Here is an 11,607-nt window from a genome sequence, read left to right on the forward strand (position 1 = left end):
GACTTACCCCAGTAACGGTATTCTTGTGGTGGCGAGTTTAATGATGATGTACAGCACCACCAGACCCAGCAAAAAGCGTGCTGGCTGCGCGGACGGTAACGCCTACGCGCGATAAAACCCAAAACGATGTAGATGATAACGCCAAACCGCGTCTCAGTCAGCCATGCGCCTTTATCAGTAAATGGCGTATCGACTGCTTTCATGACCACTGCCCCAGCGTGAGTCGTTCGTTGCCGCCGTAATCCCGGCAGGTTTCCACCGCGGCGTAACCGGCACGCGTAAACAGCGCTCGCACCGCCTCCCCCTGCGTCCAGCCATGTTCTACGAGCAGCCAGCCACCGGGAAGCAAATGTTGCCGTGACGTTGTCACAATGTGATCGAGATCCGCAAGTCCGTGATTCGCAGCGACCAGCGCCGTCAGCGGTTCAAAGCGAACGTCGCCCTGCGCAAGATGCGGATCGTCTTCGTCAATGTAGGGTGGATTACTGACAATCATGTCGAACAGGCGGTTTTCAAGCGCGGCGAACCAGCTGCTTTGCAGAACGGAAACATTGCTCAGCCCCAGGCGCGCAACGTTACGCTGCGCCAGCGTGACCGCATCAGGCATCACGTCCACCGCCGTGACGGTGCAGTCCGGCCGCTCGCTGGCCAACGCCAGCGCAATCGCGCCGGTGCCGGTACCGAGGTCGAGAACAGGGCAGCCCTGCGCCGGCAGCCGCGCCAGCGCCTGCTCCACCAGACACTCGGTGTCCGGGCGCGGGATCAGCGTGGCCGCCGAGACGTACAGCGGCAGCGACCAGAACTCACGTTCGCCCACCAGATGCGCCACCGGCTCGCCGGTTTTACGGCGGTCAAGGAGCACTTCCAGCTGCGCCAGCTGTTCAGCGGTCAGTTCGGTTTCACCGAAGGCCAGCAAATACGTCCGGGCTTTGCCCGTCACGTGTTCCAGCAGGATTTCAGCGTCGCGCTTCGGGCTTTCGCTCGCGGAAAGCGCGCTGGCGGCATGGCGTAGCCAGCGTTGAAAATCCATTAATCCTGCTCGGACAGCGCCGCCAGCTGGTCGGCCTGGTATTCCTGCACGATAGGCTCAATCAGCATATCGAGCTTCCCTTCCATCGCCTCATCCAGACGGTAGAGCGTCAGGTTAATGCGGTGATCGGTGACGCGGCCCTGCGGGAAGTTATAGGTGCGGTTACGGTCGCTGCGATCGCCGCTGCCCAGCAGGTTACGACGGGTTGACGCTTCCGCCTGCTGGCGTTTCGCTATTTCCGCCGCGTGAATGCGCGCGCCCAGCACGGACAACGCCTTGGCTTTGTTTTTGTGCTGGGAACGTTCATCCTGACACTCCACCACAATCCCGGTCGGCAGGTGAGTAATACGGATGGCGGAGTCGGTGGTGTTAACGTGCTGACCGCCCGCCCCTGACGAGCGGAAGGTGTCGATACGCAGATCCGCCGGGTTGATGTCCGGCAGTTCCGCTTCCGGCAGCTCGGGCATGACCGCCACCGTGCAGGCTGAGGTGTGAATACGTCCCTGCGATTCGGTCGCCGGCACGCGCTGCACGCGGTGACCGCCGGATTCAAACTTCAGTCGACCATAGACGCCGTCGCCGCTGATTTTGGCGATAACCTCTTTGTAGCCGCCATGCTCGCCTTCGTTGGCGCTCATGATCTCCACGCGCCAGCGGCGTGATTCCGCATAACGGCTGTACATACGGAACAGATCCCCGGCAAACAGCGCCGCTTCGTCGCCGCCGGTTCCGGCGCGCACTTCCACAAAGGCGTTACGCTCATCGTCCGGATCTTTCGGCAGCAGAAGTACCTGAAGCTGCTGCTCCATCTCTTCTGAACGCGCTTTGGCGTCCTGTAACTCTTCCTGCGCCATCTCGCGCATTTCAGGATCGTCGAGCATCATCTGCGCGGTTTCGATATCTTCCTGGACCTGTCGCCAGTCGGTAAAGCATTTTGAAACATCACTTAACTGCGCGTATTCACGCGACAGCGCGCGAAAACGTTCCTGGTCGGCAATGGTCCCGGCATCGCCGAGCAGCGCCTGGACTTCTTCATGGCGCTCGTGCAGAGCTTCCAGTTTAGCGACGATAGAAGGCTTCATAGGCGTAAATGCACCTTGTCATAGAAAATGGGTATAGGGCGCTATTCCAGCCCGAGGCTGTTGCGCAGAATAGTCAGGCGTTCATCGTCCCCGTCACGGGCAGCCTGCTGAAGAGATTTGGTTGGCGCATGGATCAGGCGGTTGGTCAGTTTCCAGGCCAGATCCTGCATAATCGCCTGCGCGTCGCCGCCCTGTTCAAGGGCCGCCAGCGCTTTGGCCGTCAGGTCATCACGCACCTGCTCCGCCTGACCGCGGTACTCGCGGATAGTCTCGCTGACGCTTTGCGCGCGCAGCCAGGCCATAAATTCACTGGTTTCCTGCTCAACGATAGTTTCCGCCTGCACTGCCGCCGCTTTACGCTGGGCAAGGTTGTGCGAAATGATGGTTTGCAGGTCGTCCACGCTGTAGAGGTAGGCGTTGGCCAGTTTGCCCACTTCCGGTTCGACATCGCGCGGAACGGCGATATCCACCAGCAGCATAGGCTGATTGCGGCGGGATTTCAGCGCGCGCTCGACCATCCCTTTCCCGATGATCGGCAGCGGGCTGGCGGTAGAACTGATAATAATGTCCGCCTCTTTCAGACGTTCATCGATGTCGCTCAGCGCAATCACCTCAGCGCCCACTTCATCTGCCAGCACCTGCGCACGTTCGCGGGTGCGGTTGGCGATGATCATCTTTTTCACTTTGTGTTCACGCAGATGGCGCGCCACCAGCTCGATGGTTTCGCCCGCCCCCACCAGCAGTACGGTGACGGTCGACAGCGATTCAAAGATTTGACGGGCAAGGGTACAGGCCGCGAAAGCAACAGAAACCGCACTGGCGCCAATGTCGGTTTCGGTTCGCACACGCTTCGCCACGGAGAATGACTTCTGGAACATACGCTCCAGCTCGCTGGCTTTAAGGTGCCCTTTCTGGGAATCCGCGAAGGCTTTTTTCACCTGGCCGAGGATCTGCGGCTCGCCCAGCACCAGCGAATCCAGACCGCTGGCAACACGCATCAGATGGCTGACCGCATCGTTATCCTGATGCCAGTACAGGCTGTTGCGCAGCTCTTCTTCGTTGAGATTGTGGTAGTCACATAGCCAGCGGATCAGCGCCTCGTGCAGGTTGTCCTGCTCTTCTACGCTCAAATACAGCTCGGTACGGTTGCACGTCGACAGCACCACGCCGCCCTGCACCATTGGCTGTGCAAGCAGGCTGTCCAGCGCCAGGTCGAGCGTATCCGGCGAAAACGTAACGCGTTCTCGCAGTGAAACCGGGGCTGTTTTGTGGTTAATACCGAGTGCTAATAGGGTCATGTTGAGCGGGAGTAGTACCAGCGTTAATAAGGTTAGCAGGACGCATCATACAGGATGCGCGAGATCAATAAAAGAGACCGCACCCTTTCGGAGTAATAGGTTACTCAACGCTTTGAGATAATTTGAACGTAGACGGTGACACCCTTCAACGCTAGCATTAACACTTATAACTGCAACGTATCTCAAGGATTTGTCATCATTATGACCCGAATGATTCGCCTGCTGCCTCTGGCGGCCCTGGTTCTGACCGCCTGTTCCGTTCATCAGCCGAAAGGCCCCGGCAAAAGCCCCGACTCACCGCAGTGGCGCCAGCACCAGCAGGACGTGCTGAAGTTAAGCCAGTACCAGACCCGCGGTGCGTTTGCCTATCTCTCTGACGAACAAAAGGTTTACGCCCGTTTCTTCTGGCAGCAAACGGGTCAGGACAACTATCGTCTGCTGCTGCTGAACCCGCTGGGCAGCACCGAACTGGAGCTTAACGCGAAGCCTGGCGAAGCGCAGATCACCGACAATAAAGGCCAGCACTACACGGCCACCGACGCCGAAGAGATGATTGGCAAATTAACCGGGATGCCGATTCCGCTCAATAGCCTGCGCCAGTGGATCCTTGGCCTGCCGGGTGATGCGACCGACTATACGCTCGACGATCAATACCGTCTGAGCCAGGTGAACTACACCCAGGGCGGTAAAACCTGGAAAGTGGTCTACAGCGCGTATGACAGTAAGACGCAACCGTCGCTGCCGTCCAACATGGAGCTGACGCAGGGCAGCCAGCGTATCAAGCTGAAAATGGACAACTGGATCGTTAAATGATGACCCAGTGGCCCTCTCCTGCAAAACTGAACCTGTTTCTCTACATTACCGGGCAGCGCGCTGACGGCTATCATACTCTGCAAACGCTGTTTCAGTTTGTTGATTACGGCGACACAATTTTCATTGAACCGCGTCAGGACGGGCAAATTTGCCTGCTGACGCCGGTCGACGGCGTGGCGCACGACGATAACCTGATCGTGCGTGCCGCGCGCCTGCTGATGAAAGCGGCGTCGGCGTCGGGTCGCCTGCCTGCGGGAAGCGGTGCGGATATCCGTATCGACAAGCGTCTGCCGATGGGCGGCGGTCTTGGTGGCGGTTCGTCAAATGCTGCGACCGTTTTGGTGGCGCTTAACCACCTGTGGGGCTGCGGTCTGACAACGGACGAGCTGGCAGCGCTAGGGTTAACGTTGGGCGCAGATGTACCGGTATTTGTGCGCGGCCACGCGGCGTTTGCCGAGGGCGTGGGTGAAATTCTCACGCCGGTTAATCCGCCGGAAAAATGGTATCTGATTGTTCACCCTGGGGTGAGCATTCCTACCCCGGTCATCTTTAAAGATCCTGACCTGAAAAGAAATACCCCGGTACGGTCAATAGATACGTTATTAAATTGTGAATTCAGCAACGATTGCGAGGATATCGCAAGAAAACGTTTTCGCGAGGTTGATGCGGTGCTTTCCTGGCTGTTAGAATACGCGCCGTCGCGCCTGACCGGTACAGGGGCCTGTGTCTTTGCTGAATTTGACACCGAATCCGCCGCCCGTCAGGTGCTTGAGCAAGCGCCGGATTGGCTGCATGGTTTTGTAGCACGCGGGATGAACACCTCCCCCCTACAGCAGGCCATTCTGGCGCAGACTGAGTTTCGGTGACAACGTCACCCTGTTCCAGACGTTGCATCGCGCTCTTTAATACACCGCCTGGATAGCGTTTGCTTAGGCCCCGCAGTTTGCGGCGAACGCTATCCACCACTGGACGCATGCCTGAGGTTCTTCTCGTGCCTGATATGAAGCTTTTTGCTGGTAACGCCACCCCGGAACTAGCACAACGTATTGCCAACCGCCTGTACACTTCCCTCGGCGACGCCGCTGTAGGTCGCTTTAGCGACGGCGAAGTCAGCGTACAAATTAACGAAAATGTACGCGGTGGTGATATTTTCATCATCCAGTCCACCTGTGCTCCAACGAACGACAACCTGATGGAATTGGTTGTTATGGTCGACGCGCTGCGTCGCGCTTCTGCTGGCCGTATCACTGCTGTTATTCCTTACTTTGGCTATGCCCGCCAGGACCGTCGCGTCCGTTCCGCGCGTGTGCCAATCACCGCTAAAGTTGTCGCGGACTTCCTGTCCAGCGTCGGCGTTGACCGCGTACTGACGGTCGACCTGCACGCAGAGCAGATCCAGGGCTTCTTCGACGTTCCGGTTGATAACGTATTCGGCAGCCCAATCCTGCTGGAAGATATGCTGCAACTGAATCTGGACAACCCGATTGTGGTTTCTCCGGACATCGGCGGCGTGGTACGTGCTCGTGCTATCGCGAAGCTGCTGAACGATACTGACATGGCGATCATCGACAAACGCCGTCCGCGCGCTAACGTTTCTCAGGTGATGCACATCATCGGTGACGTAGCTGGCCGCGACTGCGTGTTGGTAGACGACATGATCGATACCGGCGGTACGCTGTGTAAAGCCGCAGAAGCGCTGAAAGAGCGCGGTGCGAAACGCGTATTCGCTTACGCAACTCACCCGATCTTCTCCGGCAATGCGGTGAACAACCTCCGTAACTCCGTCATTGATGAAGTTGTGGTGTGCGATACCATCCCACTGAGCGACGAGATCAAGGCACTGCCAAACGTGCGTACGTTGACCCTGTCCGGGATGCTGGCCGAAGCGATTCGTCGTATCAGCAACGAAGAATCCATCTCTGCAATGTTCGAACACTGATCGAGCACGGCCAAAAAACCCGCTACGGCGGGTTTTTTTGTTTATAATTTTCATTTGTATGATTTATGCCTCCTTCACCTGCCATTCACATGACAGATGATGCGCACACGGATGATAGATAATTGTGAAAAACGTAACCTCCTCACATGTTCTGCCCTTTCGCGCCCTCATCGACGCCTGCTGGAAAGAGAAATACACATCGTCACGCTTTATCCGTGACCTGATAGCCGGGATCACCGTCGGTATTATTGCCATTCCGCTGGCGATGGCGCTGGCGATTGGTAGCGGCGTCGCGCCACAGTACGGTCTTTACACATCGGCGGTCGCCGGGATTGTGATTGCGCTGACGGGCGGGTCCCGCTTCAGCGTTTCCGGCCCAACCGCCGCCTTCGTGGTGATCCTTTATCCGGTTTCCCAACAGTTTGGTCTGGCAGGCCTGCTGGTCGCCACCCTGATGTCCGGCGTCTTTTTAATTCTGTTCGGTCTGGCCCGTTTTGGTCGCCTGATTGAATACATTCCTCTTTCCGTGACGCTGGGATTCACCTCGGGGATTGGGATCACTATCGGGACTATGCAGATTAAGGATTTCCTTGGTCTGCAAATGCCCCATGTTCCGGAGCACTATTTACAGAAAGTGGGCGCGCTGTTTATGGCGCTGCCGACGGCCAACCTAGGCGATGCGGCCATTGGCATCGTTACCCTCGGGACGCTTGTCGTCTGGCCTCGCCTTGGCATTCGTCTTCCGGGGCATCTGCCCGCCCTGCTGCTGGGCTGCGCGGTAATGGGCGTCGTCAACCTGCTCGGTGGACAGGTCGCCACTATCGGCTCGCAGTTCCACTATATTCTGGCGGACGGTTCACAGGGTAACGGTATTCCGCAGCTGCTGCCGCAGCTGGTTCTGCCGTGGGACATGCCAGGTTCGAGTTTCACCCTGAGCTGGGATTCCCTTCGCGCCCTGCTGCCCGCCGCGTTCTCCATGGCGATGCTGGGAGCGATTGAATCCCTGCTCTGCGCCGTGGTGCTCGACGGCATGACCGGGACAAAGCATAAAGCTAACAGCGAGCTGGTCGGCCAGGGCTTAGGGAACATCGTTGCGCCGTTCTTCGGCGGTATTACGGCAACGGCTGCGATCGCGCGTTCCGCCGCGAACGTTCGCGCAGGGGCGACATCGCCGGTGTCGGCGGTCATTCACTCTCTGCTGGTGATCATGGCGCTGTTGATCCTGGCCCCGCTGCTTTCGTGGCTTCCCCTCTCAGCCATGGCTGCCCTGCTGCTGATGGTGGCCTGGAACATGAGTGAGGCGCATAAGGTGGTAAATCTGCTGCGCCGTGCGCCGAAAGACGACATCATCGTGATGCTGATCTGTATGTCGCTGACCGTGCTGTTCGACATGGTTATCGCCATCAGCGTCGGCATTGTGCTGGCCTCGCTGCTGTTTATGCGCCGCATCGCGCAGATGACGCGTCTCTCTCCGGTTAACGTTGAGGTGCCTGACGATGTGCTGGTGCTGCGCGTGATTGGCCCTCTGTTCTTTGCTGCCGCAGAGGGGTTGTTCAGCGATCTGGAGTCTCGTGTGGCGGGTAAACGGATTGTGGTACTGAAGTGGGATGCCGTCCCGGTTCTGGATGCCGGCGGTCTCGATGCCTTCCAGCGTTTTGTGAAACGTCTGCCGGAAGGCTGCGAGCTGCGGGTGAGTAACCTGGAGTTTCAGCCCCTGCGCACGATGGCGCGCGCTGGCGTACAGCCGATCCCTGGCCGACTGGCCTTTTATCCAAATCGCGAAGCGGCACTCGCCGACCTGGAATAAATTGTCTGAAAAAAAGAACGACTCCAGAAGGAGTCGTTCTTTTGTAAAGCTGGCACACTAGCTGGGTTTATGCTGGTCGCGGCGGCATCGTTTATCGTAATGGCGCACCCACCAGTATTTATCGCAGACTTCCTCATGTCCGCTTACGCGCGCCCCGGCGAGCCACAATACCGCACCGAGGAAGATGCTCAGCACCGCGCCATGCGCAAAGTATTGTGGGAGGTCAAGCTGCGGTAATTGGTTTAAAATTGAATAACCGACACCGGCGACCATCACGAACAGTCCCAACCCCATTAGCACGTTACCGAGCATCGAAGCGTTTTTGCGTTTCATATGTCACCTCCGGAACTTTGGGTTGTCAGGGAAAAGCCCCTTCTCCTTGTGTGTAAAGTATAGACAACGCCTCTTATATGAGTTGCGCGAGCGATCACATTTACAGATAACTCCCAGACAAAAATTTACAAATAAGACATTGAACAGCTTGAAATTCTAATTGTTCAAATAAGAAATTATTCGCAATTCGATGTACAGCAGGCGGAACTTTGTCAAGCGGCGCGCCAGACAGTAAACTACGCACCAGATCTGGAACCCATTAGGAAGTAAATCGTGACGATTAAACTGATTGTCGGCCTCGCCAATCCGGGCGCAGAGTATGCCGCTACCCGCCATAATGCCGGCGCCTGGTATGTTGATCTGCTGGCGGAGCGTCTGCGCGCGCCTCTGCGTGAAGAACCAAAGTTTTACGGGTATACCTCACGCATCAATCTTGCGGGTGCCGACGTGCGGTTGCTGGTGCCAACCACCTTTATGAACCTGAGCGGCAAATCCGTGGCGGCCATGGCAACGTTCTACCGCATCAATCCGGATGAAATTCTGGTGGCCCACGACGAACTGGATCTGCCGCCAGGCGTGGCGAAGTTCAAACTGGGTGGCGGTCATGGTGGCCACAACGGTCTGAAAGATATCATCAGCAAACTGGGCAATAACCCCAATTTCCACCGTTTGCGCGTGGGAATCGGTCATCCGGGCGATAAAAACAAAGTTGTCGGTTTCGTACTCGGTAAACCACCGGTTTCTGAGCAAAAGCTGATTGACGAAGCGGTAGACGAAGCGGCCCGCTGCACCGAGATTTGGCTTCAGGACGGCTTAACGAAAGCCACCAATCGACTGCACGCTTTCAAAGCGCAATAAACAAGGCCCTGCGGCATTTTTACCGCGCGGCGCGCGGGTTACGTGTATAATAGGCGTAGTTATTTACTTTTCTTCAATCGGTTATCGTTAACGGATTGATTATCAAGAGATTAAGGTGATTTAGAAATGGGATTCAAATGCGGTATCGTCGGTCTGCCAAACGTGGGCAAATCCACCCTGTTCAACGCGCTCACCAAAGCAGGTATTGAAGCGGCGAACTTCCCGTTCTGTACCATCGAGCCGAACACCGGCGTTGTGCCTATGCCCGATCCGCGTCTGGACCAGCTCGCGGAAATCGTGAAGCCGCAGCGTATTCTGCCCACCACCATGGAGTTCGTGGACATCGCGGGTCTGGTAAAAGGCGCATCCAAAGGTGAAGGTCTGGGCAACCAGTTCCTGACCAACATCCGTGAAACCGAAGCGATCGGCCACGTTGTGCGCTGCTTCGAGAACGACAACATCATCCACGTTAACAATAAAGTGGATCCGGCTGACGACATCGACGTCATCAACACCGAGCTGGCGCTCTCTGACCTCGACACCTGCGAGCGCGCAATTCACCGCGTGCAGAAGAAAGCCAAAGGCGGCGACAAGGACGCGAAAGCGGAACTGGCTGCACTGGAAAAATGTCTGCCACAGCTGGAAAACGCGGGCATGCTCCGCGCGCTGAAAAACCTGACTGACGAAGACAAAGCGGCGATCAAATACCTGAGCTTCCTGACCCTGAAGCCAACCATGTACATCGCCAACGTTAACGAAGACGGCTTTGAAAACAACCCGTACCTGGACAAAGTGCGTGAAATTGCCGCGGCTGAAGGTTCTGTGGTTGTAGCGGTTTGCGCTGCCGTTGAATCCGATATCGCAGAGCTGGACGACGCCGACCGTGAAGAGTTCATGGCCGAGCTGGGTCTGGAAGAGCCGGGCCTGAACCGCGTGATCCGCGCAGGCTATGAGCTGCTGAACCTGCAGACCTACTTTACCGCAGGCGTGAAAGAAGTGCGTGCGTGGACCATCCCTGTCGGTGCGACTGCGCCTCAGGCTGCCGGTAAGATCCACACCGACTTTGAGAAAGGCTTTATTCGTGCGCAGACTATCGCGTTTGAAGACTTCATCACCTACAAGGGTGAGCAAGGCGCGAAAGAAGCAGGCAAGATGCGTGCGGAAGGGAAAGATTACATCGTTAAAGATGGCGACGTGATGAACTTCCTGTTTAACGTTTGATTTGTTTTGAATAAAAAAAATCCACGCCAAAGCGTGGATTTTTTCGAGATAAATTTCCCTGATAGTATTAATTTAAAAAATACCTTCTTTGAGAGGATGATCTTTTATTCCTCCCCAAGGGTCATCTAGCAAAAACTTAGCAGCAATAGCTTCTTTTGCCGGTACAAGAGTGAAATTATAGTAAATTTCATCTCCTTCACAAACCTCATAAAAGAGTGAATAAACTTTTTCGTTCACATCTATATTTAAATCGAATTTCTCAGTTGCAGAAGCGATTTGCAGCTTATCTTTATCCGTAATGAAAAATGGCACAACAATACAGCGCTGAGCATTTTCATCCATTTTGAAAGTATTATCTTTCTTGATATTGACGTTTGCTCCAAACGCGTCCTCTGGTAATGGATCGAATATAACATAATCCTTGTGGAGAACAGCACCTTGAGAAACATTGCCTTTTCCCCACTGACTCAGTTTTTCGTCATAATCTCGGGATCGTATCACTATTTGACTATGCGAAATCAGCAGATCAACTATTTGTAGTTTTTTATCATTCATTACACTACCTCGACTTTTATTATCGTTCTAACTGGAAGTTCTGATAAAAGTTTACCAATACTTGAACCTGTACCACAGTTACTGCCCTTCGCTATCCGTCATTCGCTCCGGCGTGCCGTTGGGCAAACAGTGGAATCAGAAGATCTCCGTCGCTTCAAGGCTGACAATACGGGGCAGCAAACTTTATTATCTGGATAGCTATGGCTAAGAATATGATGAGCCTCATATTTAGTTTTATGATTGTATTAAGCCACAAAAACCTTACTTTAAAATGGCTTTATCAGATTCTAATAAGATGGTGCCATTCTTGTTATCACTTTTTTATCCAAGTCTAAAGAATAATGCCAATCATACCAACCATTTATTTTTTCCGAAAAGGAGCAGACAATCAAAACCTCTTTTTTATCGTTTAATGTCAAATAAGAAAAAGACGCACCTTCTGGAGGCGTAAATGTTGAAAGCAAAGTCCCATCAATATTTAAAACAGTTAATAACATCGGTAAGGGTAATGGTTTACTCAATACAAAAATTATTTTTCTCTTTTCATCTATCATTGCCAGATCTAAATCATCTATACCGATAGTGACTTTGTGTGTATTATATATCCAATGCAATTCATTTTTTTCTTTATTACAGATAAAATTATTAATCATGTTAATCTCATTTTATAA

Annotated in this window: 12 protein-coding genes and 2 pseudogenes; 6 read left to right on the forward strand and 8 right to left on the reverse strand. The window is 54.6% G+C overall.

The genetic code is table 11. The features are described 5' to 3' along the window. Positions 1 to 3 precede the first annotated feature (3 nt). The 4 genes and pseudogenes from DBR02_RS22460 to hemA form a co-directional block, all read right to left on the reverse strand. Positions 4 to 185, reverse strand: a pseudogene (locus DBR02_RS22460) (SirB2 family protein); the annotation flags it as partial. Between the two features lie 14 nt (positions 186 to 199). After that, positions 200 to 1,030, reverse strand: a complete 831-nt coding sequence (prmC, locus tag DBR02_RS22465) for a peptide chain release factor N(5)-glutamine methyltransferase (RefSeq protein ID WP_107535498.1) — start codon at positions 1,028 to 1,030, stop codon at positions 200 to 202. Then, the gene (gene prfA / locus DBR02_RS22470; protein WP_107535499.1) at positions 1,030 to 2,112 is read right to left on the reverse strand and encodes a peptide chain release factor 1; all 1,083 of its coding nucleotides are present in this window, start codon (positions 2,110 to 2,112) and stop codon (positions 1,030 to 1,032) included. Before prfA ends, prmC begins: the two co-directional genes overlap by 1 nt. A gap of 41 nt (positions 2,113 to 2,153) precedes the next feature. Further along, positions 2,154 to 3,410, reverse strand: a complete 1,257-nt coding sequence (gene hemA / locus DBR02_RS22475; RefSeq protein WP_063452225.1) for a glutamyl-tRNA reductase — start codon at positions 3,408 to 3,410, stop codon at positions 2,154 to 2,156. Positions 3,411 to 3,611: 201 nt separating this feature from the next. Here hemA and lolB point away from each other — a divergent pair, with 201 nt between their 5' ends. The 4 genes from lolB to dauA all read left to right on the forward strand — a co-directional run bounded on the left by lolB (position 3,612) and on the right by dauA (position 7,969). Further along, positions 3,612 to 4,223: a lipoprotein insertase outer membrane protein LolB gene (gene lolB, locus DBR02_RS22480; RefSeq protein WP_003856665.1), complete on the forward strand. Its 612-nt coding sequence runs from the start codon at positions 3,612 to 3,614 to the stop codon at positions 4,221 to 4,223. After that, entirely contained in the window at positions 4,220 to 5,089 is an 870-nt protein-coding gene (gene ispE / locus DBR02_RS22485) for a 4-(cytidine 5'-diphospho)-2-C-methyl-D-erythritol kinase (protein ID WP_107535500.1), read from the forward strand. Before lolB ends, ispE begins: the two co-directional genes overlap by 4 nt. Before the next feature lie 125 nt (positions 5,090 to 5,214). Then, positions 5,215 to 6,162, forward strand: coding sequence for a ribose-phosphate diphosphokinase (gene prs / locus DBR02_RS22495; RefSeq protein WP_003856663.1), 948 nt, complete (start codon positions 5,215 to 5,217; stop codon positions 6,160 to 6,162). Between the two features lie 124 nt (positions 6,163 to 6,286). Then, positions 6,287 to 7,969 (forward strand): C4-dicarboxylic acid transporter DauA, encoded by a 1,683-nt coding sequence (gene dauA, locus DBR02_RS22500; protein WP_107535501.1) that lies wholly within the window; start codon positions 6,287 to 6,289, stop codon positions 7,967 to 7,969. Positions 7,970 to 8,026: 57 nt separating this feature from the next. Here dauA and ychH read toward each other — a convergent pair whose 3' ends face one another. After that, the gene (gene ychH / locus DBR02_RS22505) at positions 8,027 to 8,302 is read right to left on the reverse strand and encodes a stress-induced protein YchH (protein WP_063865908.1); all 276 of its coding nucleotides are present in this window, start codon (positions 8,300 to 8,302) and stop codon (positions 8,027 to 8,029) included. 273 nt (positions 8,303 to 8,575) lie between these two features. Between ychH and pth the strand changes: the two genes are divergently transcribed. Both pth and ychF read left to right on the forward strand, forming a co-directional pair. Further along, entirely contained in the window at positions 8,576 to 9,160 is a 585-nt protein-coding gene (gene pth / locus DBR02_RS22510) for an aminoacyl-tRNA hydrolase (RefSeq protein WP_107535502.1), read from the forward strand. A gap of 126 nt (positions 9,161 to 9,286) precedes the next feature. Further along, positions 9,287 to 10,381, forward strand: a complete 1,095-nt coding sequence (gene ychF, locus DBR02_RS22515; RefSeq protein ID WP_003856650.1) for a redox-regulated ATPase YchF — start codon at positions 9,287 to 9,289, stop codon at positions 10,379 to 10,381. Positions 10,382 to 10,453: 72 nt separating this feature from the next. On the opposite strand, the gene comJ is transcribed toward ychF, so the two are convergent. The 3 genes and pseudogenes from comJ to DBR02_RS26640 all read right to left on the reverse strand — a co-directional run bounded on the left by comJ (position 10,454) and on the right by DBR02_RS26640 (position 11,589). Beyond that, positions 10,454 to 10,936: a competence protein ComJ gene (gene comJ / locus DBR02_RS22520; RefSeq protein WP_107535503.1), complete on the reverse strand. Its 483-nt coding sequence runs from the start codon at positions 10,934 to 10,936 to the stop codon at positions 10,454 to 10,456. Positions 10,937 to 11,017: 81 nt separating this feature from the next. Then, positions 11,018 to 11,089: pseudogene (locus DBR02_RS27260) on the reverse strand (RHS protein); the annotation flags it as partial. Positions 11,090 to 11,223: 134 nt separating this feature from the next. Next, positions 11,224 to 11,589 (reverse strand): hypothetical protein, encoded by a 366-nt coding sequence (locus DBR02_RS26640; protein WP_071993716.1) that lies wholly within the window; start codon positions 11,587 to 11,589, stop codon positions 11,224 to 11,226. Between the last annotated feature and the right edge of the window lie 18 nt (positions 11,590 to 11,607).

The sequence above is a fragment of the Enterobacter cloacae complex sp. genome, from assembly GCF_900322725.1.
Lineage (GTDB): Bacteria > Pseudomonadota > Gammaproteobacteria > Enterobacterales > Enterobacteriaceae > Enterobacter > Enterobacter quasihormaechei.

Coding starts and splice junctions, on each gene's coding strand:
- prmC (WP_107535498.1), bottom strand. CDS start 1,030: ATGGATTTTCAACGCTGGCTACGCCATGCCGCCAGCGCGCTTTCCGCG.
- prfA (WP_107535499.1), bottom strand. CDS start 2,112: ATGAAGCCTTCTATCGTCGCTAAACTGGAAGCTCTGCACGAGCGCCAT.
- hemA (WP_063452225.1), bottom strand. CDS start 3,410: ATGACCCTATTAGCACTCGGTATTAACCACAAAACAGCCCCGGTTTCA.
- lolB (WP_003856665.1), top strand. CDS start 3,612: ATGACCCGAATGATTCGCCTGCTGCCTCTGGCGGCCCTGGTTCTGACC.
- ispE (WP_107535500.1), top strand. CDS start 4,220: ATGATGACCCAGTGGCCCTCTCCTGCAAAACTGAACCTGTTTCTCTAC.
- ychH (WP_063865908.1), bottom strand. CDS start 8,302: ATGAAACGCAAAAACGCTTCGATGCTCGGTAACGTGCTAATGGGGTTG.
- ychF (WP_003856650.1), top strand. CDS start 9,287: ATGGGATTCAAATGCGGTATCGTCGGTCTGCCAAACGTGGGCAAATCC.
- comJ (WP_107535503.1), bottom strand. CDS start 10,936: ATGAATGATAAAAAACTACAAATAGTTGATCTGCTGATTTCGCATAGT.
- DBR02_RS26640 (WP_071993716.1), bottom strand. CDS start 11,589: ATGATTAATAATTTTATCTGTAATAAAGAAAAAAATGAATTGCATTGG.